The sequence below is a fragment of the Saccharothrix sabaoui genome, assembly GCF_051756985.1.
In the GTDB taxonomy this organism is placed as follows: domain Bacteria; phylum Actinomycetota; class Actinomycetes; order Mycobacteriales; family Pseudonocardiaceae; genus Actinosynnema.
Genome location: NZ_JBPKJK010000019.1, coordinates 1 through 24,916 on the forward strand (window position 1 = coordinate 1; position 24,916 = coordinate 24,916).

At 73.6% G+C, this 24,916-nt stretch carries 27 protein-coding genes; 17 read left to right on the forward strand and 10 right to left on the reverse strand.

Annotated elements, in window-relative coordinates:
• Window positions 1-26: 26 nt before the first annotated feature.
• Window positions 27-443 (reverse strand): cytochrome c oxidase subunit 4, encoded by a 417-nt coding sequence (locus ACR807_RS08345; protein WP_438920631.1) that lies wholly within the window; start codon window positions 441-443, stop codon window positions 27-29.
• 12 nt (window positions 444-455) lie between these two features.
• Window positions 456-1,391: an aa3-type cytochrome oxidase subunit II gene (ctaC, locus tag ACR807_RS08350; protein WP_438920632.1), complete on the reverse strand. Its 936-nt coding sequence runs from the start codon at window positions 1,389-1,391 to the stop codon at window positions 456-458.
• A gap of 191 nt (window positions 1,392-1,582) precedes the next feature.
• Between ctaC and asnB the strand changes: the two genes are divergently transcribed.
• Both asnB and ACR807_RS08360 read left to right on the forward strand, forming a co-directional pair.
• The gene (asnB, locus tag ACR807_RS08355) at window positions 1,583-3,511 is read left to right on the forward strand and encodes an asparagine synthase (glutamine-hydrolyzing) (protein WP_438920633.1); all 1,929 of its coding nucleotides are present in this window, start codon (window positions 1,583-1,585) and stop codon (window positions 3,509-3,511) included.
• A 102-nt stretch (window positions 3,512-3,613) separates the two neighbouring features.
• The gene (locus tag ACR807_RS08360; RefSeq protein ID WP_438920634.1) at window positions 3,614-3,784 is read left to right on the forward strand and encodes a hypothetical protein; all 171 of its coding nucleotides are present in this window, start codon (window positions 3,614-3,616) and stop codon (window positions 3,782-3,784) included.
• 89 nt (window positions 3,785-3,873) lie between these two features.
• On the opposite strand, the gene ACR807_RS08365 is transcribed toward ACR807_RS08360, so the two are convergent.
• The gene (locus ACR807_RS08365) at window positions 3,874-4,245 is read right to left on the reverse strand and encodes a HesB/IscA family protein (protein WP_438920635.1); all 372 of its coding nucleotides are present in this window, start codon (window positions 4,243-4,245) and stop codon (window positions 3,874-3,876) included.
• Window positions 4,246-4,330: 85 nt separating this feature from the next.
• On the reverse strand, window positions 4,331-5,323 hold the full coding sequence (locus ACR807_RS08370; RefSeq protein ID WP_438920636.1) for a glycerate kinase family protein: 993 nt from the start codon (window positions 5,321-5,323) through the stop codon (window positions 4,331-4,333).
• 42 nt (window positions 5,324-5,365) lie between these two features.
• Here ACR807_RS08370 and ACR807_RS08375 point away from each other — a divergent pair, with 42 nt between their 5' ends.
• Together ACR807_RS08375 and ACR807_RS08380 are read left to right on the forward strand one after the other, a co-directional pair.
• Window positions 5,366-6,004 carry a DUF3043 domain-containing protein gene (locus ACR807_RS08375; protein WP_438920637.1) on the forward strand — a complete coding sequence of 213 codons (639 nt, stop codon included), beginning with the start codon at window positions 5,366-5,368 and terminating at the stop codon, window positions 6,002-6,004.
• Between the two features lie 166 nt (window positions 6,005-6,170).
• Entirely contained in the window at window positions 6,171-7,157 is a 987-nt protein-coding gene (locus tag ACR807_RS08380) for an aldo/keto reductase family protein (RefSeq protein ID WP_438920638.1), read from the forward strand.
• Window positions 7,158-7,179: 22 nt separating this feature from the next.
• Here the strand turns inward: ACR807_RS08380 and ACR807_RS08385 are convergent, their stop codons facing one another.
• Window positions 7,180-7,380, reverse strand: a complete 201-nt coding sequence (locus ACR807_RS08385; protein ID WP_438920639.1) for a hypothetical protein — start codon at window positions 7,378-7,380, stop codon at window positions 7,180-7,182.
• A 75-nt stretch (window positions 7,381-7,455) separates the two neighbouring features.
• On the opposite strand from ACR807_RS08385, the gene cobU reads away from it, so the two are divergent.
• From cobU to ACR807_RS08400, 3 genes are read left to right on the forward strand one after another with little or no spacing between them, the layout of a single operon-like run.
• Window positions 7,456-8,016 carry a bifunctional adenosylcobinamide kinase/adenosylcobinamide-phosphate guanylyltransferase gene (gene cobU, locus ACR807_RS08390; protein ID WP_438920640.1) on the forward strand — a complete coding sequence of 187 codons (561 nt, stop codon included), beginning with the start codon at window positions 7,456-7,458 and terminating at the stop codon, window positions 8,014-8,016.
• Window positions 8,013-9,050, forward strand: coding sequence for a nicotinate-nucleotide--dimethylbenzimidazole phosphoribosyltransferase (gene cobT / locus ACR807_RS08395; protein ID WP_438920641.1), 1,038 nt, complete (start codon window positions 8,013-8,015; stop codon window positions 9,048-9,050). The genes cobU and cobT overlap by 4 nt, the downstream gene beginning before the upstream one ends.
• Window positions 9,050-9,751, forward strand: coding sequence for an adenosylcobinamide-GDP ribazoletransferase (locus ACR807_RS08400; protein WP_438920642.1), 702 nt, complete (start codon window positions 9,050-9,052; stop codon window positions 9,749-9,751). Before cobT ends, ACR807_RS08400 begins: the two co-directional genes overlap by 1 nt.
• On the opposite strand, the gene ACR807_RS08405 is transcribed toward ACR807_RS08400, so the two are convergent.
• Both ACR807_RS08405 and ACR807_RS08410 read right to left on the reverse strand, forming a co-directional pair.
• Entirely contained in the window at window positions 9,744-10,844 is a 1,101-nt protein-coding gene (locus ACR807_RS08405) for a branched-chain amino acid aminotransferase (RefSeq protein WP_438920643.1), read from the reverse strand. The two genes, ACR807_RS08400 and ACR807_RS08405, sit on opposite strands and share 8 nt — an antisense overlap.
• 75 nt (window positions 10,845-10,919) lie before the next feature.
• On the reverse strand, window positions 10,920-12,134 hold the full coding sequence (locus tag ACR807_RS08410) for an amino acid permease (protein WP_438920644.1): 1,215 nt from the start codon (window positions 12,132-12,134) through the stop codon (window positions 10,920-10,922).
• Between the two features lie 198 nt (window positions 12,135-12,332).
• Between ACR807_RS08410 and ACR807_RS08415 the strand changes: the two genes are divergently transcribed.
• Entirely contained in the window at window positions 12,333-13,829 is a 1,497-nt protein-coding gene (locus ACR807_RS08415) for a leucyl aminopeptidase (protein WP_438920645.1), read from the forward strand.
• Between the two features lie 120 nt (window positions 13,830-13,949).
• On the opposite strand, the gene ACR807_RS08420 is transcribed toward ACR807_RS08415, so the two are convergent.
• Complete coding sequence (locus ACR807_RS08420; protein ID WP_438920708.1) at window positions 13,950-14,270, reverse strand: oxidoreductase; 321 nt, start codon at window positions 14,268-14,270, stop codon at window positions 13,950-13,952.
• Between the two features lie 175 nt (window positions 14,271-14,445).
• Between ACR807_RS08420 and lpdA the strand changes: the two genes are divergently transcribed.
• From lpdA to ACR807_RS08455, 7 genes are all read left to right on the forward strand, one after another.
• Window positions 14,446-15,816, forward strand: a complete 1,371-nt coding sequence (gene lpdA / locus ACR807_RS08425) for a dihydrolipoyl dehydrogenase (RefSeq protein WP_438920646.1) — start codon at window positions 14,446-14,448, stop codon at window positions 15,814-15,816.
• A 55-nt stretch (window positions 15,817-15,871) separates the two neighbouring features.
• A complete protein-coding gene (gene sucB, locus ACR807_RS08430; protein ID WP_438920647.1) occupies window positions 15,872-17,617 on the forward strand; it encodes a 2-oxoglutarate dehydrogenase, E2 component, dihydrolipoamide succinyltransferase in 1,746 nt (581 codons plus the stop codon).
• 196 nt (window positions 17,618-17,813) lie between these two features.
• Complete coding sequence (locus tag ACR807_RS08435; protein WP_438920648.1) at window positions 17,814-18,701, forward strand: TIGR01777 family oxidoreductase; 888 nt, start codon at window positions 17,814-17,816, stop codon at window positions 18,699-18,701.
• Window positions 18,698-19,297, forward strand: a complete 600-nt coding sequence (locus ACR807_RS08440) for a phosphatase PAP2 family protein (RefSeq protein ID WP_438920649.1) — start codon at window positions 18,698-18,700, stop codon at window positions 19,295-19,297. The genes ACR807_RS08435 and ACR807_RS08440 overlap by 4 nt, the downstream gene beginning before the upstream one ends.
• The gene (gene lipB / locus ACR807_RS08445; RefSeq protein ID WP_438920650.1) at window positions 19,284-20,027 is read left to right on the forward strand and encodes a lipoyl(octanoyl) transferase LipB; all 744 of its coding nucleotides are present in this window, start codon (window positions 19,284-19,286) and stop codon (window positions 20,025-20,027) included. The genes ACR807_RS08440 and lipB overlap by 14 nt, the downstream gene beginning before the upstream one ends.
• 61 nt (window positions 20,028-20,088) lie before the next feature.
• Complete coding sequence (locus ACR807_RS08450) at window positions 20,089-21,102, forward strand: serine hydrolase (protein WP_438920651.1); 1,014 nt, start codon at window positions 20,089-20,091, stop codon at window positions 21,100-21,102.
• A 1-nt stretch (window position 21,103) separates the two neighbouring features.
• The gene (locus tag ACR807_RS08455) at window positions 21,104-21,718 is read left to right on the forward strand and encodes an ArsR/SmtB family transcription factor (RefSeq protein WP_438920652.1); all 615 of its coding nucleotides are present in this window, start codon (window positions 21,104-21,106) and stop codon (window positions 21,716-21,718) included.
• 6 nt (window positions 21,719-21,724) lie between these two features.
• On the opposite strand, the gene ACR807_RS08460 is transcribed toward ACR807_RS08455, so the two are convergent.
• Window positions 21,725-22,651: an LLM class F420-dependent oxidoreductase gene (locus ACR807_RS08460; RefSeq protein WP_438920653.1), complete on the reverse strand. Its 927-nt coding sequence runs from the start codon at window positions 22,649-22,651 to the stop codon at window positions 21,725-21,727.
• A gap of 68 nt (window positions 22,652-22,719) precedes the next feature.
• On the reverse strand, window positions 22,720-23,373 hold the full coding sequence (locus ACR807_RS08465; RefSeq protein ID WP_438920709.1) for a TetR/AcrR family transcriptional regulator: 654 nt from the start codon (window positions 23,371-23,373) through the stop codon (window positions 22,720-22,722).
• Between the two features lie 132 nt (window positions 23,374-23,505).
• On the opposite strand from ACR807_RS08465, the gene ACR807_RS08470 reads away from it, so the two are divergent.
• Both ACR807_RS08470 and ACR807_RS08475 read left to right on the forward strand, forming a co-directional pair.
• Window positions 23,506-23,967 carry a hypothetical protein gene (locus ACR807_RS08470; protein WP_438920654.1) on the forward strand — a complete coding sequence of 154 codons (462 nt, stop codon included), beginning with the start codon at window positions 23,506-23,508 and terminating at the stop codon, window positions 23,965-23,967.
• A 20-nt stretch (window positions 23,968-23,987) separates the two neighbouring features.
• The gene (locus ACR807_RS08475; RefSeq protein WP_438920655.1) at window positions 23,988-24,914 is read left to right on the forward strand and encodes an oxidoreductase; all 927 of its coding nucleotides are present in this window, start codon (window positions 23,988-23,990) and stop codon (window positions 24,912-24,914) included.
• The last annotated feature ends 2 nt before the right edge of the window (window positions 24,915-24,916 follow it).

Genomic DNA, 24,916 nt, shown 5'->3' on the forward strand with positions numbered 1-24,916 from the left:
TGGCCTTCGTCGTCGTGAAGGGGACGTCACTCGTGGCTCGGGCCCGTGTGGTACTCGAACACCAGGCCGCCGATGGCGATCAGCAGCATGACGACCGCGATCACCAGCAGCCAGACGTGCCAGAACGCCAGCGCCACGCCGGCGGTCGCCGCGCAGGCGGCCAGGGCGATCGGCCAGTAGCTGCCCGGGCTGAAGAAGCCCAGCTCACCGGCGCCGTCGCTGACCTCGGCGTCCGCGTTGTCCTCGGGGCGCACCTCGATGCGCCGGGCGACGAAGCGGAAGTAGGTGCCCACGATCAGGGCCAGGCCACCGGTGAGGGCGAGCGCCACCGTGCCGGTGGGCTCGACGGCGTTGGTGTCCGCCCAGGTCCAGTAGCCGTACACGACGGCCATCAGGAACGAGAACGCCATCACCAAGTCGAAAATGCGGGCTTCGACCTTCATCTCAGCCTCCTCCTACTTACCCGCGCCGGACGACGCCTCGCGGACGGTCCGGTCGGTCTCGAAGGGCTTGGTGGTCACCGCGTAGGGGGTGCACAGCTCGCCGCAGTCCATCTCGGTGAGCGCCTCGGCCGCGGTGTAGGGGACGCCGGTCTTCTCGTTCGTCTCCTGGCGCAGTTCCATGTACCGGTCGAAGTCCTCCGGTGTGAGCGCCCTGACCTCGAAGTTCATCACCGCGTGGTAGGTGCCGCACAGCTCGGCGCAGCGACCGACGAACGACCCGGTCCGGTCGATCTGGTCGATCTGGAACTCGTTGTCCTGGTTGTTCTTCTTCGGCTGCGGGAAGACGTCCCGCTTGAAGTGGAACTCGGGCACGAAGAACGAGTGGATGACGTCGGTCGACTCCAGCCGGAACCGGACCGACTTGCCCTGCGGCAGGACCAGCAGCGGGATCTCGCCGGACGAGCCGACGGTGCTCACCGGCAGGTCGGAGGTCCCCGTCTTGTAGTCGGGGTAGCGGAACTCCCAGTTCCACTGGAACGCGACCACGTCGACCGTGACGTCCGGGTCCTCGCTCTGGTCGTTGACGTAGTTCTGCGTCACCGCGGTGAAGTAGAACAACACCGCCACGATGACCGTCGGCACGACGAGCAGGACCAGCTCCAGCGGCAGGTTGTAGGCGACCTGGCGGGGCAGTTCCTCGCTCTTCTTGCGGTGGAACGCGACCGACCAGAGGATCAGGCCCCACACGATCACGCCGACGGCGAGAGCCGCGACGACCGACCAGGTCCACAGCTCGCGCATCGCCTCGGCCTGCGGCGTCACGGCCACCGGCCAGCCGAAGCGCAGCACCTCTTCCGTGGAGCAACCCGTGGCCCCGACGCCGACCAGGCCGACCAGCCCGACGACCTTCGCCAGCCGCGCTGCCCTGGTGCCCTCCTTCAGGCCCACTGCTCGCCGCCTCCTCGCTGAAAGCTCGCAGGCAAGGGCGGAACTTCCCCTTGCCGGATCATGCGGGAGCGTAGCCCAGCGCACGGCAGGTCACCCGCCGGGGGCGGCACCCGCGCGGTGCAGTTTCGGTCACACAGAGGCCCCCCGGCATACTGGGAGCTTCTCCACACGACTCGAAAGGTGTCTACCGCGTGTGTGGCCTGGTAGGACTGGTTTGCCCTAGTGAGCACGAGGCCGAGCGGGCGCGTTCGGCGGTGGCGGGGGCCCTGCGCTGCATGCGGCACCGCGGCCCTGACGAGAGCGGCACCTGGCAGGGCGGTGAGGTCGTCTTCGGCTTCAACCGACTGTCGATCATCGACATCGAGCACTCGCACCAGCCGCTGCACTGGGGTCCCCCCGAGGCGCAGGGCCGGTACGCGATCCTGTTCAACGGCGAGATCTACAACTACGTGGAACTGCGCGCGGAGCTGACCAAGCAGTTCGGCGCGGTGTTCGCCACCGACGGCGACACCGAGACCATCGTGGCGGCCTACCACTACTGGGGCCCGTCCGCGGTGGCGCGGTTGCGCGGCATGTTCGCGTTCCTGATCTGGGACAAGGCGCGGCGCGTCGTGTTCGGCGCGCGCGACCCGTTCGGCATCAAGCCGCTGTACTACGCGGCCGGCCCGGGCGGCGTGGCGTTCTCCAGCGAGAAGAAGTCCGTGCTGGAGCTGGCCCCGGCCGTCGGCATCCGGCCGGAGGTCGACGAGAAGGCGCTCCAGCACTACTTCATCCTCCAGTACGTGCCGGAGCCGGAGTCGCTCCAGACGCACGTTCACCGCATCGAGTCCGGCACCTCGTTCACGCTCACGCCGGGTGGCCGCCCGGTCGTGGAGCGGTACTTCCCGGCGACGTTCCGGCCGCGCGCGGTGCGCGGGCAGGCCGACGAGGACCGCCTGTACGACGAGATCACCGAGGCGCTGCGCGACTCGGTGGCCAAGCACATGCGCGCGGACGTGACGGTCGGCTCGTTCCTGTCCGGCGGCATCGACTCGACGGTCGTCGCGGCGCTGGCCAAGGAGCACAACCCGGACCTGATCACGTTCACCACCGGGTTCCACCGGCAGGGCTACTCCGAGATCGACGTGGCCGCCGAGTCGGCCGCCGCGATCGGGGTGAAGCACGTGGTCAGGGCGGTGACGGCGCAGGAGATGATGGACGCGCTGCCGCTGATCACCTGGTACCTGGACGACCCGGTGGCGGACCCGGCGCTGGTGCCGCTGTGGTTCATCGCCCGCGAGGCGCGCGAGCACGTGAAGGTCGTGCTGTCGGGCGAGGGCGCGGACGAGCTGTTCGGCGGGTACACGATCTACCGCGAGCCGCTGTCGCTGGCGCCGTTCGAGAAGGTGCCGGGCGCGCTGCGCAAGGCCATGGGCAAGGTGTCGACGAAGATCCCGCAGGGCGTGCGCGGCAAGGACCTGCTGCGCCGGGGTGCGCTCACCCTGGAGGAGCGCTACTACGGCAACGCCCGGATCTTCATGGACGACCAGCTGCGGCAGGTGCTGCGCACCTACGACCCGAACGTGTCGCACCAGGACGTGACGGCCCAGCCGTACCGCGAGTCGGCGAGCTGGGACCCGGTCACCCGGATGCAGCACGTCGACCTGTTCACCTGGCTGCGCGGCGACATCCTGGTCAAGGCCGACAAGATGACGATGGCGAACTCGCTGGAGCTGCGGGTGCCGTTCCTGGACCCCGAGGTCTTCAAGATCGCCTCGCAGGTGCCGTCGGAGCTGAAGCTGACCCGGGAGACGACCAAGCACGCGCTGCGCCGCGCGATCCGCGACATCGTGCCCGCGCACGTGCTCAACCGGCGCAAGCTGGGCTTCCCGGTGCCGATCCGGCACTGGCTGAAGGACGAGATGCACGAGTGGGCCGTGGACCACGTGCGCCAGTCGCAGACCGACCGCTACCTCGACAAGAACGCGGTGCTGCGGGTCATCGAGGAGCACCGGTCGGGCGTGGCGGACAACAGCCGCCGCATCTGGGCGCTGCTGGTGTTCATGATCTGGCACGGCATCTTCGTCGAGGGGCGCATCCGGCCGGTCGTGCCGGAGCCGCACTACCCCGTGAAGCTCTGACCCGCGGGAACGCCGGGACGTGAGCAGCGACAAGCCCTACCGGGCGGTAGTACCACCCGGTAGGGCTTTCGTCAAGCGTTTCACGCGCATACGGTCGATGGTGTGAGGAACACCGAGGCGGACACGCTGGCCCAGCTGATCGACGACTGCACCGCGCTGCCCGAGGGGCTGGTGACGCCCGCGGCGGCGTCCCCGGAGCCCCGCGCGGCGGCGCCGTGGGAGGTGGACGACGCCCACTACGCGCAGGTCGCGGAGCTGGACGCCTACGTCTGACCGACTCGTCCGGGACGGAGCCCGGGACCAGCCGGGAACGGAGAAGGCCCCCGCCGAGGCGGGGGCCTTCTCCGTCGGTGCGCGTTCGATCAGTGGAACGAGTCGCCGCAGGCGCAGGAGCCGCCCGCGTTGGGGTTGTCGATCGTGAACCCCTGCTTCTCGATGGTGTCCACGAAGTCGATCACGGCGCCCTCGACGTAGGGGGCGCTCATGCGGTCGACGGCCACCTTGAGGCCGCCGAAGTCGCGCAGGGCGTCGCCGTCGAGCGTGCGCTCGTCGAAGAACAGCTGGTAGCGCAGCCCCGCGCAGCCACCGGGCTGGACGGCGATGCGCAGGTGCATGTCGTCGCGCCCCTCCTGGTCCAGCAGCGCCTTGGCCTTCACGGCCGCCGCGTCGGTGAGCTTCACGCCGTGGGTGGGCGGAGCGTCAGGAGTGGTGGCAGCGTCCTGAGCGGTCGTCATGGCTCTCCCTCAGAGGTCCTTTGCGGGCGTCTTTCCCAACAACACGGGCAGTACCCGCTTTGTTCCTCCCCCCATGGTCGCACAGCTACCGGGGACGGGGGTGTGACCACTGCCTCGCGACGTGCTCGGCCAGGTCGGCGAGGGTGCCGGCCGGGTCGGCCAGGCTCGCCCCGACCGAACCGGCGTGGTCGGCGACGGCGTAGCTGTCGGCCACCCCCGCCGCGGCGGCCTCGCGCCTGCCCACCTCGACCCGGCCCGCGAGCACCAGGCACGGCAGCCCGCGCTCGGCCGCGCCCCGGGCCACGGCGGTGACCAGCTTGCCGCGCAGCGACTGCCAGTCGAAGCTGCCCTCGCCGGTGACGACCAGGTCGGCCCGGTCGAGCGCCGCGTCGAGGCCGGTGAGCGACCGGACCAGGCCCGCGCCGGACTCCGCGGTCGCGCCGAGGGCCATCAGCGCCGCGCCGGGCAGGTCCCGCACGGCGGCCAGCTCGTCCACGGCGGCCAGCCGCGCCTCCAGCCGCTCCACCGCCTCCGGTGACGCGCCCTTCTGCGGGCCGAACGTGCGGGCGGCCCCGTGCGGCCCGAGGAGGGGGTTCTCCACGTCCACGGCGGCGACGAGGCGGGCGGTGACCGGCAGCACCACCTCGCGCAGCCCCGCGCCGCCGTCCGTGGTGCCCGAGCCGCCGAGGCCGACGACGATCGCGTCCGCGTCGCGGGCGGCGTTGAGGAGTTCGCCGACGCCCCTGGTGGTGGCCGTCTCGGCGGCCTCCGCGCGCCGGTCGGCCGGGACGAGGTGCAGGCCGCACGCCTGCGCGGACTCGACGTACGCGGTGCCGCCGTGCTCCAGCCAGGTCGCCTCCACGGGCGTGCCGAGCGGGCCGGTGACGGTCGTCACGCGCAGGTCACCGCCCAGGGCGGCGTGCAGGACGTCCACGAACCCCGGGCCGCCGTCGGCGAGCGGGCGGAGGTCCGGGTGGTCGCCGGGGGCGGCGCGCAGCCAGCCGTCGGCGATCGCGCGGGCGGCCTCGCGGGCGGTCAGGGTGCCGCCGAAGCAGTCGGGCGCTATGACAACTCGCACCTCGCGAACAGTACTTATCGGGGCATCTCCTACTCTGGTGAGGTGAGGTTCCTGCGCCGCAACGCCGACGAAGCCGCCGAGACCGCCCCCGAGGACGTCAGCACCGACTCGGAGGTGACCGCCGGGGACCCGTCGCGCACACCCGGCAAGGGCCGGCCGACGCCGAAGCGCCGCGAGGCCGAGGGCAAGCGCCGCGGCCCCGTGCCGCCGCCGCCGCGCACGCAGCGCGAGGCGCTCAAGCGCGCCCGGGGCAACAAGGTGTCGAAGGAGGAGCGCCGCGCCGCGGCCGTCGAGCGGCGGCAGCGGATGATGGCGGGTGACGAGAAGTACCTGCTCCCCCGCGACCGCGGCCCGGTGAAGGCGTACATCCGCGACGTGGTCGACTCGCGCCGCAACCTCATGGGCCTCTTCATGCCGCTGGCGATCCTGGTGTTCGTGGCGCTGCTGGTGCCGTCACCGGCGATCCAGCAGTACGCGACGCTGCTGACCACGTTCATGCTGCTGGCGATGATCGTGGAGGGCTTCGTGCTGGGCCGCCTGGTCACCCGCCGGGTGCGCCTGAAGTTCCCGAGCGACACCACGCGCGGCCTGTCGATCGGCTGGTACTCGTTCATCCGCGCCAGCCAGCTCCGCCGCCTCCGCGTCCCGAAGCCGCGCGTGGCGCCGGGCGCGAAGGTCTGACCTCGGGGCCGGTCGAACCGTCCCCGGACCACCTGGTCCGGGAACGCGCCGAAGGCGGTGCCCGGGAAGCGCGGGGAGGGTCCGGCGGGTGCCTCGCCGTCCCGCGCAGCGGGGCGCACCGGCAGTTCATTAGCAACCCGAACGACCCGGTACTAGGCTTGGCCGCATGGAGTTCCGACGCCTCGGCCGCAGTGGCCTGAACATCAGCGAGATCTCGTACGGCAACTGGCTCACCCACGGTTCCCAGGTCGAGGAGGACCAGGCGACCGCTTGCGTCCGCGCGGCGCTCGACGCGGGCATCACCACGTTCGACACGGCCGACGTGTACGCCAACACGAAGGCCGAGGAGGTGCTCGGCCGCGCCCTCAAGGGGGAGCGCCGCGAGTCGCTGGAGATCTTCACCAAGGTCTTCTGGCCGACCGGCCCCGGCGGCCCCAACGACAAGGGCCTGGGCCGCAAGCACATCACCGAGTCGATCAACGGCTCGCTCAAGCGCCTCCAGACCGACTACGTCGACCTCTACCAGGCCCACCGGTTCGACCGGACGGTGCCGCTGGAGGAGACGATGCTCGCCTTCGCCGACCTGGTGCGGCAGGGCAAGGTGCTCTACATCGGCGTCTCCGAGTGGAACGCCGAGCAGATCGCGCGCGGCGCGGAGCTGGCGCGCGAGCTGAAGGTGCCGTTCATCTCCAACCAGCCGCAGTACTCGATGCTGTGGCGCGTCATCGAGTCGCAGGTCGTGCCGACCTCCGAGCGCGAGGGCGTCAGCCAGATCGTGTGGTCCCCGATCGCGCAGGGCGTGCTGACCGGCAAGTACCTGCCGGGTCAGCCGGTGCCCGAGGGCTCCCGCGCGACCGACGCCAACGGCTCCAAGTTCATCTCCCGCTTCCTCAAGGACGACGTCCTGGAGCGGGTGCAGAAGCTCAAGCCGCTGGCCGACGAGGTCGGGCTGTCGCTGGCCCAGCTCGCCGTCGCCTGGGTGCTCCAGAACCCGAACGTGGCGAGCGCGATCATCGGCGCGTCCCGTCCGGAGCAGGTGCACGAGAACGTGAAGGCGGCCGGCGTGACGCTGGAGGCCGAGCTGCTGGAGAAGATCGACGAGGTGCTCGGCGACGCGGTCGAGACCGACCCGCGGCTGACCGTCACCCCGTGACGCGCGCCCCGTCCCCGGCCGGCTACTCGGCCGGGGACAGGGACATCGGGCCGTAGACCTCGGACTCGCTGCGCAGCAGCGTCACCTGCGCGACGCCGGTCTCGCGCAGCTCCTCCCACGACGAGCCGAACCAGTCCTCGGCCTCGCCCTGGTCGGCGAACGCCACGACCGGGCCGTCGACCTCCCGACCCTGCTCGTCCTGGTACCGCCAGCGGTACTCCACGCCGGCCTCCTCGTGCCGTCCTGCGGGTAACGTTCCCGGTCAGGCTATGTCCTCGTGGAACGGATGGGGTGCGGTGTGACGCGTCGGACACTGGTGCTCGGCGGCGCGCGGTCGGGGAAGTCCGCGCACGCCGAGGGGTTGCTCACCGACGACGTCGTGACCTACGTCGCGACCGCCCGCCGCTACGCCGACGACGCGGACTGGGACCTGCGGATCGCCCGGCACGTCGCCCGCCGCCCGACCACCTGGACGACGGTCGAGGCGTCCGGGGCCGGCGACCTGCCCGCGGTGCTCACCGCGACCGTCGGCACGGACCCGCCGATCCTGGTGGACGACCTGGCCACGTGGCTCGCGGGGGTGATGGACGACGCGGGCGCGTGGGACGCGGGCGGGGACCCGGGCCGGGTCGAGGACGAGTGCGCCGCGCTGGTCCGGGCGGTGGCCGGCGCGCGCGCCCGGCTGGTCCTGGTGTCCGCCGAGGTCGGGCTCGGCGTCGTGCCCGGCACCCGCTCTGGCAGGCTCTTCCGCGATCACCTCGGCTCGCTCAACGCGCGGCTGGCCGAGGTCTGCGACGAGGTTCTCCTGGTCGTCGCCGGAATCCCACTGCGACTGCGCGAAGCCGGAGGTAGTCGGTGACCATCGAGTTCCCGCCCGTCGAGCCACCCAGCGAGGTGACGCGCCGCGAGGCCGTCGCCCGCCACGCCGTGCTCACGAAACCCGCGGGGTCGCTGGGCAGGCTGGAGGAGCTGGGCGCCTGGGTCGCGGCGTGCCAGGGCGAGTGCCCGCCGCGGCCGTTCACCCGGCCCCGGGTCGTGGTGTTCGCGGGTGACCACGGCGTCGCGAAGCACGGCGTGTCCGCGTACCCGAGCGAGGTCACCGGGCAGATGGTGGCGAACTTCCTCGCGGGCGGCGCGGCGGTGAACGTGCTGGCGAACGTGGCCGGCGCGACCGTGCGCGTGGTGGACGTGTCGGTCGACTCCGACACGGCCGTCGGCGACCTGAAGGTGCGCCGGGGTTCCGGGTCGATCGACCGCGAGGACGCCCTGACGCCCGAGGAGGCGGTCAAGGCGGTCGAGGTCGGCCGCAAGCTCGCGGACGACGAGGTCGACGGCGGCGCGGACCTGCTCATCGCGGGCGACATGGGCATCGGCAACACGACGCCCGCCGCCGTGCTGATCGCCGCCCTGACGGGCTCGGAGCCGGTGGCCGTGGTGGGCCGCGGCACGGGCGTGGACGACCGGGGGTGGATGCGCAAGACCGCCGCGATCCGCGACGCGCTGCGCCGCGCCCGACCGGTGATCAACGACCCGCTGGCGCTGCTCGGGGTGGCGTCGGGCGCGGACGTCGCCGCGATGGCCGGGTTCCTGGCGCAGGCGGCCGTGCGGCGCACCCCGGTGATCCTGGACGGCGTGGTCGTCGGCGCGGCGGCCGTGGTCGCCGAGGAGCTGGCGCCGGGCGCGCGCGACTGGTGGGTGGCCGGGCACCGGTCGGCGGAGCCGGCGCACGCGCTGGCGCTGAACCACCTGGGCCTGGAGCCGCTGCTGGAGTTCGACATGCGGCTCGGCGAGGGCTCGGGCGCGGTGGCGGCGCTGCCGCTGGTGGTGATGGCGACCCGCGTGCTGGCCGAGATGGCGACCTTCGACGGCGCGGGCGTCTCCGGACCCGCCTGATGCGGTTGGCGCTGTCCTGGTTGACCGTGCTGCCCGTGCGCGTCGTCGGTGACGTCGACGCGCGGGCGGCGCGGCGGGCCATCGCGTGCGCGCCGCTCGTGGGGCTGCTGCTGGGCGCGGCCGTCCTGGGCGTGCTCGCGGTCGTGCCCGGCCTGCTCGGCGGGTTCCTCGCGGTGGGCATGCTGGCCCTGGCCACCCGCGGGATGCACCTGGACGGGCTGGCCGACACCGCCGACGGCCTGGGCTGCTACGGCCCGCCGGAACGCGCCCTGGCGGTGATGAAGGACGGCGGCGCGGGTCCGTTCGCGGTGGTCGCGCTGGTCGTGGTGCTGGGCGCGGAGGCCGCCGCGCTCCCGGTCGTGCCGTGGCCCGCGGTGCTGCTCGCGCTCACGGCGGGCCGCGCGGCGTTCCTGCTGTGCTGCCTGCGCGGGGTGCCCGCGGCCCGGCCGGAGGGGCTGGGCGCGCTGGTGGCGGGCAGCCAGCCCGCGTGGGTGGTGGCGCTGTGGTGGACGGCGCTGGTCGCGGCGTCGGTCCTCGTGCACCCGCTGCGCGGCCCGGCCGCCGTGCTGCTGGCGGCCGGGCTGGTGCTGCTGCTGGTCGCGCACGTGCGCCGGCGCTTCGGCGGGATCACCGGCGACGTGCTCGGCGCGGCGTGCGAGGCGGCGACCCTCGCCGTGCTCGCGGTGTGCGCGCTCAGCTGATCGTCTTCATCCAGCCGTGCGGGTCCTCGACGCGGCCCTGCTGGATGCCGGTCAGGTGGTCGCGCAGCCGCGTGGTCACCTCGCCGGTGGCGCCGCCGGCGATGTCGAACTCGCCGCTCGCGTGCTTCACGTGGCCCACCGGGGTGATGACGGCGGCCGTGCCGCAGGCGAAGACCTCGGTCAGCTCGCCCGTCCCGGCCTTCTTCTCCCACTCCTCGGTGGAGAACTTGCGCTCCTCGACGCCGAGGCCGAAGTCCCGCGCCACGCGCAGCAGCGAGTCGCGGGTGATGCCCGGCAGCAGCGCGCCGGACAGCTCGGGCGTGACCACGCGCGCGTCGTCACCGGAGCCGAGGACGAAGAACAGGTTCATCCCGCCCATCTCCTCGACCCACCGGCGCTCCACCGCGTCCAGCCACACGACCTGGTCGCAGCCCTGCTCGGCGGCCTGCGCCTGCGCCACCAGGGACGCCGCGTAGTTGCCCGCGAACTTGGCCGCGCCGGTGCCGCCGGGCGAGGCGCGCACGTACTCGGTGGACAGCCACACCGTCACCGGCTTCAGGCCGCCCGTGAAGTACGAGCCGGCGGGCGAGGCGATGAGCACGAAGAGGTACTCCGACGAGGGCCGCACGCCCAGGCCCTTCTCCGTGGAGATCATGAAGGGCCGCAGGTACAGCGACTCCTCGGGCACGGACGGCACCCAGCGCCCGTCGACGGCCAGCAGCTCCCGGACCGCGCCGAGGAACAGCTCGTCCGGCAGCTCGGGCATCGCCATGCGGCGCGCGGAGGCGCGGAACCGCTCGGCGTTGGCCTCCGGGCGGAAGGACGCGACCGTGCCGTCGGGCTGGCGGTACGCCTTGAGCCCTTCGAAGATCGCCTGGCCGTAGTGCAGCACCATCGCCGCCGGGTCCAGCTCCAACGCGCGGTAGGGCCCGACGACCGCGTCGTGCCAGCCCTGTTCGCGGTTCCAGCGGATCGTCACCATGTGGTCGGTGAAGTGCTGACCGAAGCCCGGCCCGGCGAGTACCCCCGCGACGCGCTCCGGGGTCGCCGGCTGCGGGTGGGGGGTCCGGGTGAAAGGCAACGCTGTCGTCATGACAGCACGATAGCCGCCGCGAGGACGTCGGAAAATCGCCGTCCCGACGCTCGGACGTCCGACCATCCGGTCGGGCTACGCCACGGCGTGCCGGACCCGACCGAGCGCGAGCAGACCGGTACCGACCGCGAGCGCGACGAGCGTGACGAGGAGCGCCCCCGTGGGCGCGCTCATGGCCAGCAGGACCGACAGCCCCAGCCCCAGGCACGCGGTGCGCATGGGCCACGTGCGGTCCTCCTGGAGCAGCACGCGGGCCGAGGCGTTCGTGAAGCCGTAGTAGAAAGCCGTGCCGCACGCGCCCACGGCGAGCGCGGTCGACGGGGGCAGGGCGACGACGGCGAGGGCGGCCGTCGCGGCGCCCACCACGTCCAGCGGCCAGCCGGCGCGGACGCGGGGCAGGTCGCCGGTCTCGACGAGGCCGTCGAGCGTGCGCCGGGCGGAGGCGAGCACGGCGTGCAGCGCGGTCACCGCGGCCACCGCGGCGCCGAACCCGAGGACGGGCAGCAGCCAGCGGCCGTCGGCGGTGACCAGGGCGTCGCGCAGCGGCGCCGGGGACAGGGCCAGGCGGTCCGGGCCGAGCTGGCGCAGCAGCGCCGCGCCGACCGCGACCATGAGCACCAGCACGAGGCCGACCACGACGGGCACCGCGACGCGCAGCGCGCGGGGGGTGAAGACGGGGTCGCCGGGGTGCGGCGCGGTGATCCGCTCGAAGCCGGTGAACGCCGCGAACAGCACCGCCGCCGCGGCCATCACGCCGTCGAAGCCCGGTGCCGCGGCCATCGCCGGCGGCCCGACCGGGTCGCCCGGCGGGGCGACGGAGAAGCACACCAGGACCACCAGCAGCAGGACGCCGACCACCACGACCGCGGAGGCCGCGGACAGCCGGGCCGTCCACCGCACGCCCGCCGTGCCCAGCGCCGCCGTCACCGCGAGGAGCCCCAGGGCCGCCACGACCCGGTGATCCGGCACGACGTACGCGCCGAACGCGCCGGCCAGGGCGGCGGCCACCCCGGCCCGCCCGACCAGGTGGGCGCTGCCCGTGATCCGGGCGGGCCACGGGCCGAGCTGGTTGTGCGTGTAGCCGTAGCCGCCGGGCGCGTCCGGGTAGGCGCGGTGCTGGTCCGCGGTGGAGAACGCGCAGCACAGGGCCGCCACGGCGGCGAGGAGCAGGGCGGGGAGGAACCACGGGCCGGCGACCGCCGCAGCCGGGGCGAACCCGGTGAGCACACCGGCGCCCAGCGTCGCGCCGAGCGCGAGCGCCACGGCCCCGGCACGGGGCGTGATTGTCACCGGTACACAATCGCAGAAAAAGACCGCACGAGTGGTGACCCCCGCTCGGTTTACCCCCGAACGTGTTAATTGTTACTCGGTGCAATCACGAGTGCGGCGACCGGGTGCGTGAACGGGACCTTTAGCATTCGTCACGATCAACCCCCGTTCCCGCCGCACGACCAGGAAGTGCCGGGAGGACCGCATCGAGGAGCCGCCGTGATCGCGCCGAAGCTGGCCATCACCGACAGTGACCTGAGCACCACCGCCACCGACGCCGTGGTGATCGGGACCATCCAGGGCCCCGACGGCCCGGCCCTCGCGGGCGCCTCCGAAGCGGTCGACGCCGCGTTCGAGGGCGGCCTGCTCGGCGTGCTGGAGACCCTGGGGGCCACCGGCAAGGCCGAGGAGGTCGTGAGCGTCCCGACGTTCGGCAGGCTGGCCGCGCCGGTCGTGCTGGCGGTCGGCCTGGGCAAGCCCGCCGCCGACGGCTCCGCGTCCGAGGACCAGGTGCGCAAGGCGTCCGGCGCGGTCGCCCGCGCCCTGGCGGGCCGCAAGCGCGCCGTCACCACGCTCTCGGCGCTGCACCTCGGCCCGGCCGTGGAGGGCACGCTGCTGGGCGGCTACACCTTCACCGAGTACAAGTCCGCCAAGGGCGACGGCCCGGTGGCCCGCGTCGACCTCGTGGCACCGGCCGAGGGCACCAAGCGCGCCCACAACGCCACCGTGAAGGCGTCCACCGCCATCGCCGAGGCCGTCGCCGCCGTGCGCGACCTCGTGAACACCCCGCCGAACGACCTGTACCCGGCCTCGTTCGCCGAGCGCGCCACCGCCCTGGCCAAGGCCGAGGGCCTGGAGGTGGAGGTCCTCGACGAGAAGGCGCTGCGCAAGCAGGGCTTCGGCGGCATCCTCGGCGTCGGCGGCGGCTCCAGCCGCCCCCCGCGCCTGGTGCGCATCACCTACCGCGGCGCGAAGGCGACCAAGAAGGTGGCGCTGGTCGGCAAGGGCATCACGTTCGACACCGGCGGCATCTCCATCAAGCCGGCCGCGGGCATGGACGAGATGACCTCCGACATGGGCGGCGCGGCGGCGGTCATCGCCACCGTCGTGCTGGCGGCGAAGCTGAAGTACCCGCTGGAGGTCACCGCGTGGGCGCCGATGGCGGAGAACATGCCGTCCGGCACCGCCTACCGGCCCGGTGACGTGCTCACCATGTACGGCGGCAAGACCGTCGAGGTGCTCAACACCGACGCCGAGGGCAGGCTGATCCTGTCCGACGCGATCGTGCGGGCCTGCGAGGACGCCCCGGACTACCTGATCGAGACGTCCACGCTGACCGGCGCGCAGGTCGTGTCGCTGGGCAAGCGCACGTCGGGCGTCATGGGCACCGAGGCGTTCCGCGACCGGATCGCCGAGCTGGGCCGCGCGGTGGGCGAGCAGGCGTGGGCCATGCCGCTCCCCGACGAGCTGCGCGGCGACCTGGACTCGCGGGTGGCGGACATCGCCAACGTGTCCGGGCACCGGTTCGGCGGCATGCTCACCGCGGGCGTGTTCCTGCGGGAGTTCGTCGCCGAGGGCGTCACCTGGGCGCACCTCGACGTGGCCGGTCCGTCGTTCCACAGCGGCGGCCCGTACGGCTACACCACCAAGGGCGGCACGGGCGTGCCGGTGCGCACCCTGGCCGCGGTGCTGGCGGACATCGCCGCCAACGGCTGAGCGCGGGGCCCCGGTCCACCCGGACCGGGGCCTCCGCCCGTCCACCGACCGGGTCGCTCCCGGCTCGGCCGTCCTGACCTGGGCGTCCCGGCCCGGTCGCCCCGGCCCGGTCGCCCCGGCCTAGTTGCCCTGGCCCTTGCGGCGCGAGTACTCGCGCATCCGCTTCGGGTAGCCGACGATCCCCGCGTCGTAGATCGGGATGCCGAGCTTCTTCGCCAGCTTCTTCGCGCCGTCCGTGCCGTCGATGCGCCGGCGCGTCCACTCGCCGTCGTGCGCGACGAGCACGACCGTGGTCTCCGTCACGGTGGTCTTGGGCTCGACGTACGCCTCGACCCCGCGCCGGGCCGCCGCCCACTTCTCCAGGTGGCCGGTGTCCGCGGACGTGGACTCGCGCAGCACGCCCGGGCGCTGCTTCCTGCGAAAACGGTCGAACAGGCCCACCAGGGCACCTCCTGTCACGACTCCTGCCGCCCATCGTGCCGGCGCGGGGGTGAAGGCAAGGCCAAATCCTCCGAACAGGACACCGCGTCGCCGCCGTTCGCGAGGTAGTGACAAGATGGCAGCCACACGCGCGCACCCGCGCGGAGTAAGGCATCAAGCTCTTCAGGGAGATCCCGTGACCGACACGTCCGCCGACCTCGTGATCCTCGGTGGCGGCTCGGGCGGCTACGCCTGCGCGTTCCGCGCCGCGGAGCTCGGCCTGTCCGTCGTCCTGGTCGAGAAGGACAAGCTCGGTGGCACCTGCCTGCACCGCGGCTGCATCCCGACCAAGGCGCTGCTGCACGCGGCGGAGGTCGCGGACAACGCGCGCGAGGGCGACCAGTTCGGCGTGAAGTCCTCGCTGGAGGGCATCGACATCGCGGGTGTGAACTCCTACAAGGACGGCGTGGTCAGCCGGCTCTACAAGGGCCTCCAGGGTCTGGCCAAGGCCAACAAGGTCACCCTGGTCGAGGGCGCGGGCACGTTCGTCGGCAACAAGACCGTCGAGGTGAACGGCGACCGGTACACCGGCAAGAACGTCGTGCTGGCCACCGGCTCGTACGCCCGCAGCCTGCCCGGCCTGGAGATCGGCGGCCGGATCATCACCAGCGACCAGGCGCTGAACCTGGACTTCGTCCCGGAGAAGGTCGTGGTGCTCGGCGGCGGCGTCATCGGCGTCGAGTTCGCCAGCGTGTGGGCCTCCTTCGGCGCGGACGTGACCATCGTGGAGGCACTGCCCCGCCTGGTCCCCGCCGAGGACGAGTACGCGTCCAAGCAGCTGGAGCGCGCGTTCCGCCGCCGCGGCATCAAGTTCAAGACCGGCGTGAAGTTCACCGGCGCCACCCAGACCGAGGCGGGCGTCTCGGTGACCCTGGAGTCCGGCGACGTGCTCGACGCCGACCTGCTGCTGGTGGCCGTCGGCCGCGGCCCCAACTCGGCGGGCCACGGCTACGAGGAGGCGGGCGTCGCGGTCGAGCGCGGTTTCGTCACCACGAACGAGCGCCTGGAGACCTCGCTGCCCGGCGTGTACGCCGTCGGCGACATCGTGCGCGGCCTCCAGCTCGCGCACCGCGGTTTCCAGCAGGGCATCTTCGTGGCCGAGGAGATCGCGGGCCTGAGCCCGAAGGTCATCGACGAGGCGGGCATCCCGCGCGTCACCTACTGCAAGCCGGAGGTCGCCTCGGTGGGCCTCTCCGAGGCCGCGGCCAAGGAGAAGTACGGCTCCGTCGAGACGTTCGTCTACGACCTCGCGGGCAACGGCAAGAGCCAGATCCTGAAGACCGCCGGTGGCGTCAAGCTCGTGAAGGCGCCCGATGGCCCGGTGGTCGGTGTCACCATGGTCGGCGAGCGGGTCGGCGAGCTGATCGGTGAGGCCCAGCTGATCTACAGCTGGGAGGCGTACCCCGAGGACGTGGCCCCCCTGATCCACGCCCACCCGACCCAGACAGAAGCCCTCGGCGAAGCCTTCCTCGCCTTGGCCGGCAAGCCGCTGCACGTGCACGGCTGACCGTCGCACCCCAGTCAGCCGAACTTCGACCCACGCACGAGGAGTCAGCGAAAAGATGGCCTTCTCCGTCCAAATGCCCGCACTCGGCGAAAGCGTCACCGAGGGCACGGTCACCCGCTGGTTGAAGCAGGAGGGTGACCGCGTCGAGGTCGACGAGCCGTTGCTGGAGGTCTCGACCGACAAGGTCGACACCGAGATCCCCTCGCCCGCCGCCGGCGTGCTCCAGAAGATCGTCGCCCAGGAGGACGAGACCGTCGAGGTCGGCGCCGAGCTGGCCGTGATCGGCGACGGTTCCGACCAGGGGTCCTCCGACTCGTCCTCCGGCGGCGGCGCAGCGCCCGCCGAGGAGGCGCAGCCCGAGGCCGAGCAGCCCGAGCCCGAGGCCGAGCAGTCCGAGGCCCCGGCCGGCGAGCCCGCCCCGGCGCAGTCCGGTGGCTCCGACTCCGGTTCCGGTCCGGCCGAGGGCACGCCGGTGACCATGCCCGCCCTGGGCGAGAGCGTCACCGAGGGCACCGTGACCCGGTGGCTGAAGTCGGTCGGCGACTCGGTCGAGGTCGACGAGCCGCTGCTGGAGGTCTCGACCGACAAGGTCGACACCGAGATCCCGTCGCCGGTGGCCGGCACCCTGCTGGAGATCACCGCGGGCGAGGACGAGACCGTCGAGGTCGGCGGCCGGCTGGCCGTGGTCGGCTCCGGCTCCCCCGCGCCGAAGGCGGAGGCCCCGAAGCAGGAGGCGCCGAAGCAGGAGGCGCCGAAGGCCGAGCCCAAGGCCGAGGAGCCCGAGCCGGAGGCCCCGAAGCAGGAGGCCCCTAAGGCCGAGGCCCCGAAGCAGGAGGCCGAGTCGGGCGAGGCCAACGGCGCGCCGTACGTCACCCCGCTGGTGCGCAAGCTGGCGTCGGAGAACGACATCGACCTGAACAGCCTCAAGGGCACCGGCGTCGGCGGTCGCATCCGCAAGCAGGACGTGCTGGCCGCCGTCGAGGCGAAGAAGGCCCCGGCCCCCGCGCCGGCCGCCCCCGCCGCCGCCCCGTCTGCCCCGGCGCAGCGCACCGCCGCCCCGGCCGCCGACAACAGCGGCAAGCGCGGCACCGTGCAGAAGCTGCCCCGGCTGCGCCAGATCGTGGCCCAGCGGACGCGCGAGTCGCTCCAGGTGTCGGCCCAGCTCACCCAGGTGTTCGAGGTGGACGTCACCAAGATCGCCCGGCTGCGCAACCGCGCCAAGGCCGCGTTCGAGCAGCGCGAGGGCACGAAGCTGACGTTCCTGCCCTTCTTCGCCAAGGCCGCCGTGGAGGCGCTGAAGCAGCACCCGGTGCTGAACGCCTCCATCGACGAGGAGAAGAAGGAGGTCGTCTACCACGGCGCCGAGCACCTGGGCATCGCGATCGACACCGAGCGCGGCCTGCTCAACGCGGTGATCGCGAACGCGGGCGACCTCAACCTGGCGGGCCTGTCGCACAAGATCGGCGACCTGGCCTCGCGGGCGCGCGCGAACAAGTTGACGCCGGACGAGCTGACCGGCGGCACGTTCTCGCTGACCAACCTGGGCAGCAACGGCGCGCTGTTCGACACCCCGATCATCCAGCAGCCGCAGGTCGGCATCCTGGGTGTCGGCGTGGTCAAGAAGCGCCCGGTCGTGATCACGGACGAGAACGGCGACGACACCATCGCCATCCGTTCGATGGCCTACCTGGCCCTGACCTACGACCACCGCCTGGTGGACGGCGCCGACGCGGGCCGCTTCCTCACCACCGTGAAGAACCGCCTGGAAGAGGGCGCGTTCGAGGCCGACCTGGGCCTCTGACGGCAGCAGCACCGAGGGCCGCTCCCGCTCCGCGCGGGGGCGGCCCTCGCCGTTCGCGCGACCGGGCGCGGCGGGCCGGGGCGGGCGGCCCGCGGCCCCGCCCGTCACCCAGTCGGGCGATAACCACCGGTTCGGGTGATATGGGCGACTCCCGAGCCGCTGTGCAACGCGCCGCCGGCTGCGGGACGATCACGTCATGCGGGTGGTCGTTGCGGGTTCCTCGGGTCTGATCGGCACCAGTCTGGTGGCCGCCCTGCGCGGCGCCGGGCACGAGGTCGTGCGGCTGGTCCGGCGGCCCCCGGCGGCCCCCGACGAACGCGGCTGGGACCCGCCCGCCGGGCGGATCGACCCCGGCGCCCTCGACGGCGCGGACGCGGTGGTCAACCTGTGCGGCGTCGGCGTGGCCGACAAGCGGTGGACCGACGCGCGCAAGCAGGTGCTGCTCGACAGCCGCACGGTGCCGACCGAGGTGCTCGCCGCCGCCGTCGCGGAGCACGGCGTGCCCGTCCTGGTGAACTCCAGCGCCGTCGGCTACTACGGCGACACCGGCGACGAGGTGGTCACCGAGGACACGCCCTCGGGCGCGGGCTTCCTGGCCGACCTGTGCCGCCAGTGGGAGGCCGCGACCGGGGCCGCCGAGGCGGGCGCCCGCGTGGTGCGGCTGCGCACCGGCCTGGTGATCAGCCCCTCCGGCGGCCTGTTCGGCGTGGTCAAGCCCCTGTTCTCGTTCTTCCTCGGCGGGCGCCTCGGCAGCGGGCGGCAGTACATGCCGTGGATCTCCCTGGACGACGCCGTGTCGGCCGTCCGGTTCGCCCTGGAGCACGACGACGTGCGCGGCCCGGTGAACCTGACCTCGCCGACGCCGGTCACCAACACCGAGTTCACCCGCACGGTCGGGCACGCGCTGCACCGCCCGACGCCGTGGGTCGTGCCGGGCTTCGTGCTCAAGGCGGTGCTGGGCGACCTCGCCGAGGAGGGCGTGCTGGCCGGTCAGCGGGCCGTGCCCCGCGTGCTGGAGCGGCACGGCTTCCCGTTCCTGCACCCGGCGCTCGGGGCGGCCGTGGCGGCGGCCGCGACGCGGTGATCGCGGTCCCGGTCGGCGCGGCCCTCGCGCTGGCCTCACTGGTCCTGGGCTTCTCCGTGCACCGGGAGGTGCCGGCGGTGGACCGCGGCCTGCACCTGGCCGCGGCGGACCTGGGGCCGGGGTTCACGCACTCGGCGGCGGTGATCAGCTTCGTGCTGAGCCCCGGCCTGGCGACGATCGCCCTGCTGTCCCTGCTCGCGCGGGCCGCGCTCGCGCGGGACCCGTTCGTCCTCAGGGCCGCCGCGCTCCTCGGCGCGTGCTGGTCGACGGTCCTCGCCCGCCACGCCTACCAGCGGGTGCGGCCGATCGACTTCCCGAAGTGGAGCTACCCGAGCGGGCACGTCACGGCCGTCACGGCGGTCGCGTTCACCGCCGTCGTGCTGACCGCCCACCTGGCCCGCCGGCACCTGGGCACGGCCATCGCGCTGGCCGCCGCCGCCGTCGCCGCCACGGCGGTGAGCCGGGTCGTGCTGGAGATGCACTGGTTCACCGACACGGCGGGCGCGATCCTCGCCGTGACCGGGGTCGGCCTGCTCGTCGCCCACGCCCTGCGCCTGCTGCCGCTGGGCGTAGGGTCGAGACGTGAGCAGTCCTGACCCCTCCTGCCGCGCCTCGACCGACCCGGTCGACGTGCGCGAGCTGGGCACCATCGACTACCTGGCCGCCTGGGACCTGCAGCGCGAGCTGGCCGAGCGCCGCGCCGCGGGCGACGTCGGCGACACGCTGCTGCTGCTGGAGCACCCGCCGGTCTACACCTGCGGTCGGCGCACCGAGCCCGAGGAGCGCCCGAAGGGCGGCGACACCCCGGTCATCGACGTCGACCGGGGCGGCAAGATCACCTGGCACGGGCCGGGCCAGCTCGTGGGCTACCCGATCGTGGGGCTCGCCGAGCCGCTGGACGTCGTGCAGTACGTGCGCCGCCTGGAGCAGGCCCTGATCCACGTGTGCGACCAGCTCGGCGTGCCCACGGGCCGCGTCGAGGGGCGCAGCGGCGTGTGGATCGCGGCCGACGACCGGGGCGGCGAGCGCAAGGTCGCCGCGATCGGCATCCGCGTGCAGCGGGGCGTGACCATGCACGGCTTCGAGATCAACTGCGACGCGGACCTGGGCGCGTTCGGCGACATCATCCCGTGCGGCATCCGGGACGCGGGCGTCGCGTCGCTGTCGCACGAGCTGGGCCGGGACGTGTCGGTGGCCGAGGTGCTGCCGCTCGCCCGGCGGGCGGTGATCGACGCGCTGAACGGCGACCTGCCGTTGACCGACCGCACGCTGGCGCGTCAAGAACCCGCGGCCGCGGGCGTGACGTTCGCGGTGCGGACGGGCTGACAAGACGATCCCCTCCCCTCTAGTATTCCGGAATTACGGACTACCAGAGGGGAGATTCGTCGTGCTCCTGACCCGACGGCACCTGCTCTGCGCCTGCGCCGCCGCGGGCGCAGCCGCCCTGCTGCCCACGGCCACCGCGGGGGCCCGGACCCGGCCGGACGACTGGCTCGCCTGGTTCCGGGCGAACCGGCGGCACGTGGCCGCGGTCGTGGACGACGGGCGGGGCGGGCGGGTCGCGCACCGGCCGCACGAGCGCCAACCGCTCGCCTCGGCCGTCAAGGTCGTGCACCTCGCGGGGTACTCGGCCGCCCTGCGCACCGGCCGGGCCCGCGCGGACGAGCCGGTCCGCGTCGGCGACTGGGAGCGGTACTACCTGGGCCTCGACGGGGGCGCGCACCCGGCGTCCCTGCGCGCGCTGGGCATCCGGTCGACCAACGGCCTCACCGCCGACGACCCGAACCACCTGGTCACCCTGGACGACCTGGCCATGTGCATGATCCGGTTCAGCGACAACGCGGCCACCGACCACCTGCGGTACCGGCTCGGCGAAGGGCCGCTGCGCGCCGCCGCCGCCCGGCACGGCTGGCCCGGCGCGCCCGTGCCGGAGATCCTCGGCGAGTTCCTGGCGTTCATCCTGGGCAGGCGGGTCGACGTCCGGCGGTACCTGGAGGACCCCCGGCTCCAGCTGGAGGTGATCGGGAGGTTGCCCGACATCCCCGCGACCTACGAGGGCCAGCGGCCGTGGGCGCGCACGACGTGGTCCGGGACCGCGGCGGGCCTGCACCGCGCGCACCGCTCGCTGAGCTCCGACGAGGTCGCCCGCACCCACCTGGAACGCGGGTGGGAGACGCCGCCCGGCGTGGCCGGCATCGGGGTCAAGGGCGGGTCGCTGCCCGGCGTCGTCACGGTCGGCACGACGGTCCGCTGGGAGGACGGCCGGCTCGGCTCGGCCGCGGTGCTGCTCCGGGAGGTCGACGAGGAGCGGTTCGCCGCCGTGGGCGACCTGCTCGCGCTGGTGCAGGGGTCCCTGCTCGACCCCGCCGCGCTGCGCGAATTCCAGGTCAGCCTCTCCTAGGATGGCAGCGGTGGACCTGGTGCAGCGACTTGCCGAGCTGGAGCAGCGCGTGGCCGCGCTGGAGGGCGACGAGCGGGGTGCCACCGCGCGACCGGGCACCGGGGACGGCGGGCACCAGGCCGGCGGGCACGGGGTTGGCGGGCACGGGGTTGGCGGCAGGACCGGTGAGCGCGAGGCCGGCGGGCACGAGCCCGGCGAACGTGAGGTCGGTGGCGGGGCCGGCGGGCACGAGGTAGGCGGCGGCGAGGTGGGGTACGGCGGCCGGGTCGCGGTCGGCGACGGGCGCGTGTCGTGGCGGATCGACGTGACGCCGGAGCACGCGCTGGCGCTGGCGGACCGGCCGCGCATCGAGGTGCTGGCCGCGCTGGCGCACCCGGTGCGGGTGGAGATCGTGCGGACCCTGCTGGGGCAGGGCGCGCAGCCCGCGACGGCGCTCCAGGAGGCGGCGCGGCTCGGGTCGACCGGGCAGCTGTACCACCACCTGAAGGCGTTGACCGCGTCCGGCGTGGTGGAGCAGGACAAGCGCGGGAGCTACCGGCTGCGGAGCGAGGCCGCGGTTCCCGTGCTCGTCCTGCTCACCGCCGCGTCGGACGTGGCGGGCCAGCTGAGGGCCTGACGCGGGTCAGAGCTGCGGCGCGACCTCGGCGGCGACGAGCTCCACGTGGTCGAGGTCGGCCAGGTCGAGCACCTGGAGGTAGACCCGGCTCACGCCGGTCCTCTCCCGCCACGCGCCGAGCTTGTCGACGACCTCGGCGGGCGTGCCGGCCAGGCCGTTCTCCCGCAGCTCGGCCTCCTCGCGGCCGATGCGCGCCGCGCGCCGGGCGACCTCGGCGCCGTCGCGGCCGACGCACACCACGAGCGCCACGGACCGGGTGATCTCCCCCGGGTCGCGCCCGACGGCCTCGCACGCCGCGTCGACGCGGGCGAACTGCTCGGTGGCGGCGTCCACGCCCGCGAACGGCAGGTTGAACTCGTCGGCGAACCTCGCGGCCAGCGCGGGCGTGCGCTTCGGGCCCATGCCGCCGATGAGCACCGGGATCTTCGCCTGGGCGGGCTTGGGCAGGGCGGGCGAGTCCTCGACCCGGTAGTGCGTTCCCCCGAACGAGAACTTCTCGCCGACGGGCGTGCCCCACAGGCCGGTGACGACCTCCAGCTGCTCGGCGTAGCGCTCGAAGCGCTCCTTGGTCGACGGGAACGGCAGGCCGTAGGCGGTGTGCTCGGCCTCGAACCAGCCCGCGCCGAGGCCGAACTCGACGCGACCGCCGGACATCGCGTCGACCTGGGCGACGCTGATCGCCAGCGGGCCGGGGTGCCGGAACGTCGCCGCGGTCATCAGCGTGCCGAGGCGGATCCGCTCGGTGTCGCGCGCCAGGCCGGCGAGGGTGATCCAGGCGTCGGTGGGGCCGGGCAGCCCGTCACCGCTCATCGCCAGGTAGTGGTCGGACCGGAAGAAGGCGCCGTAGCCGGCGGCCTCGGCGGTCCGCGCGACGGCCAGCAGGTCGTCGTAGGAGGCCCCCTGCTGGGGCTCGGTGAAGATGCGGAGTTCCACCCGCGCCACGCTAGTGCCCGCGGCCCGGACCGACGACCTCAGTGCCGGCGGCCTCAGCGCCGGCGACCTCAGTGCCGGCGGGAGCGGGAGGAGCGGCGGTCCTCGCGCGGCGGCGGCCCGGCGGGCAGGTCCGGGCGCACCCGCAGCCCCTCGACCACGCGCACGATGGTCCGCTCCACCTCGGCGCTGGCCTTGCGCGGGTCGGACGCGCCCGCGATCGTGCTGGCGCCCGCCGACAGCGCGCCGAACAGCAGCCGCGACATCGTCTCCACCGGCAGCTGCTCCAGCTCGCCGGACTCGACGAGCACCTCGATCGTGGAGCGCAGCAGGCCGTAGCTGAAGTGCTCCTCGGCCTCGCGCCAGCGCTCCCAGCCCATCACGACCGGCGCCTCGTGGACGACGATGCGCTGGTAGGGCGGCTCCAGGCACACCCGCACGTAGGCGCGCAGGCCCGCGACGGCGGTGTCCCACGGGTCGCCGGGCGCGCTGACGATCTCGGTGAGCTTGCGCATGAACGCGTTCTCGACCGAGTCGAAGGCCGCCTCGAACAGCGCCTGCTTGCCGCTGAAGTGGTGGTAGAGCGCGCCCTTGGTGAGCCGCGCCCGCTTGGCGACCTCGTCGAGCGAGGTGCCCGCGTACCCGCGTTTGGTGAACAGCTCCACGGCACTGTCCACGAGGGCCTGCCTCGTGGACTCGGAGTACTCCAACCGCCTCGACCTCACTGTCACCACGTTCACAACCGTACGACATACCGGCGGTACGTACTCGTGGTATGTTCGCCTCATCGGTCATACCGAGGGTATGTGGAAGACCTGGGGTATGACGCCGGTCACCACGAAGAGGGAGGCGTGATCATGGGTTGGACCGACTTCTACCGACGGCGCGACGCTCTGGACGCCGTGCTCACCGCCGCGGCGGCCGACCCGGCGGCGCCGCTGGTCTTCGACCGGGACGTGTTCGCCACCCGGGACGAGCTGCTCCTGGCCCTCCACCACCGCTGGATGCAGCGGCTGACCGGCCGCCTGGGCGTCGCCCTGGAGGCCGACGACGACCGCGTGGAGACCGTCTCGCGGACGTGGCGCGCGCTGGCCGCCGAGGAACCGGTGCTGCGCGCCGTGCTCGACGAGCACCTGACCTCCGCCGAGGCCCTGGAGCGGGAGGACCGGGTGCTGGCCCTCACCTCGGGCCTGGCCGACCTGTCCGAACCCGCCGCGGAGATCGCGCGCGTCGGGCGGGCGTTCGCCCGGCTGATCCGCACCGCGCCGTCGCGAGCCGTCGTGCCAGGCCGGCACCGCGGGCTCGCCAAGAGCGCCTGAACACGAGTAGGAAAGTGCGCATGGCGAAGTGGACGGAAGCCGACATCCCCGACCAGAGCGGGCGCACCGTGCTGGTGACCGGCGCGAACTCGGGCCTGGGCCTGCGCACCGCCGAGGTGCTCGGCGCGAAGGGCGCCCGCGTCCTGCTCGCCTGCCGCTCACCCGAACGGGGACGACGCGCGCTGGATCGCGTGCTCTCGTCCGACGGCGCGGCCGAACTCGTCCCGCTCGACCTGGCCGACCTGGCCTCGGTCCGCTCGGCCGCCGCGCTCGTCCGCGAGCGCACCGGTGACGCGCTGGACGTGCTGGTCAACAACGCCGGCGTGATGGCCGTGCCGCTGGGCCGCACCGCCGACGGCTTCGAGCGCCAGCTCGGCACCAACCACCTCGGGCACGCCGCCCTGACGTGGCTGCTGATGCCCGCCCTGAGCACCCGGCCCGGCGCGCGCGTCGTCACCGTGTCGAGCCTGGCGCACGCCATGGGCTCGGTCGACCTGGCGGACCCGAACTACGAGGTCCGCCCGTACACCGCGTGGGGCGCCTACGGGCAGTCGAAGCTGGCGAACCTGCTGTTCGCGCGCGAGCTGGACCGCCGCACCCGCACCGCGGGCGTGGACGTGACGTCCGTCGCCGCGCACCCCGGCTTCACCGCCACCGAGCTGAGCGCCAACATGGCCCGCGCGCACCGCAACCGGTTCGTCGGCGTCGGTGCCAAGATCGGCGACCTCTTCGCCCAGTCGGTCGCGATGGGGGCGTTGCCGCAGCTCTTCGCGGCGACGTCGCCCGACGTGGAACCCGGTGCCTACTACGGCCCCGACGGGTTCCGCGGCACCCGCGGCCACCCCACCCGCGTCGGCTCCACCGCGGCGGCCCGCGACGACCTCGCGGCCAGCCGGTTGTGGGACCTGACGGCCGAGCTCACGGGCGTGGCGCCCGATCCCTCGTGACG

Excerpts from the sequence above, each read along its gene's own strand:
- ACR807_RS08345 (WP_438920631.1), bottom strand. The coding sequence starts at position 443 with ATGAAGGTCGAAGCCCGCATTTTCGACTTGGTGATGGCGTTCTCGTTC.
- ACR807_RS08365 (WP_438920635.1), bottom strand. The coding sequence starts at position 4,245 with ATGACGACCGCTCAGGACGCTGCCACCACTCCTGACGCTCCGCCCACC.
- ACR807_RS08380 (WP_438920638.1), top strand. The coding sequence starts at position 6,171 with ATGGAGTTCCGACGCCTCGGCCGCAGTGGCCTGAACATCAGCGAGATC.
- ACR807_RS08400 (WP_438920642.1), top strand. The coding sequence starts at position 9,050 with ATGCGGTTGGCGCTGTCCTGGTTGACCGTGCTGCCCGTGCGCGTCGTC.
- ACR807_RS08405 (WP_438920643.1), bottom strand. The coding sequence starts at position 10,844 with ATGACGACAGCGTTGCCTTTCACCCGGACCCCCCACCCGCAGCCGGCG.
- sucB (WP_438920647.1), top strand. The coding sequence starts at position 15,872 with ATGGCCTTCTCCGTCCAAATGCCCGCACTCGGCGAAAGCGTCACCGAG.
- ACR807_RS08435 (WP_438920648.1), top strand. The coding sequence starts at position 17,814 with ATGCGGGTGGTCGTTGCGGGTTCCTCGGGTCTGATCGGCACCAGTCTG.
- ACR807_RS08455 (WP_438920652.1), top strand. The coding sequence starts at position 21,104 with ATGGCAGCGGTGGACCTGGTGCAGCGACTTGCCGAGCTGGAGCAGCGC.
- ACR807_RS08470 (WP_438920654.1), top strand. The coding sequence starts at position 23,506 with ATGGGTTGGACCGACTTCTACCGACGGCGCGACGCTCTGGACGCCGTG.
- ACR807_RS08475 (WP_438920655.1), top strand. The coding sequence starts at position 23,988 with ATGGCGAAGTGGACGGAAGCCGACATCCCCGACCAGAGCGGGCGCACC.